This window comes from Olsenella profusa, assembly GCF_016900315.1.
GTDB lineage: Bacteria > Actinomycetota > Coriobacteriia > Coriobacteriales > Atopobiaceae > Thermophilibacter > Thermophilibacter profusus_A.
The window spans coordinates 1-459 of the sequence record NZ_JACSNQ010000045.1 but is presented as its reverse complement, the minus strand read 5'-3'; the positions used below and the strand labels follow the sequence as shown (position 1 = coordinate 459).

Annotated in this window: 1 rRNA gene; it reads right to left on the bottom strand. The window is 53.6% G+C overall.

The annotated features are described in order from the left end of the window. Window positions 1–459: ribosomal RNA gene (locus H9X80_RS08950) — 16S ribosomal RNA — on the bottom strand; the annotation flags it as partial.

Here is a 459-nt window from a genome sequence, read left to right as displayed (position 1 = left end):
TAGAGCAGTGACTACTGGGGTATCTAATCCTGTTTGCTCCCCACGCTTTCGTGCCTCAGCGTCAGTTACAGTCCAGAGAGCCGCCTTCGCCACTGGTGTTCCTCCTAATATCTACGCATTTCACCGCTACACTAGGAATTCCACTCTCCTCTCCTGCACTCAAGTTTCCCAGTTTCAAAGGCTTACTACGGTTGAGCCGTAGCCTTTCACCTCTGACTTAAGAAACCACCTACGCACCCTTTACGCCCAGTAATTCCGGATAACGCTAGCCCCCTACGTATTACCGCGGCTGCTGGCACGTAGTTAGCCGGGGCTTCCTCCTCAAGTACCGTCATTATCTTCCTTGAGGACAGAGCTTTACGACCCGAAGGCCTTCATCGCTCACGCGGCGTTGCTGCATCAGGGTTTCGCCCATTGTGCAATATTCCCCACTGCTGCCTCCCGTAGGACTCAGATCTG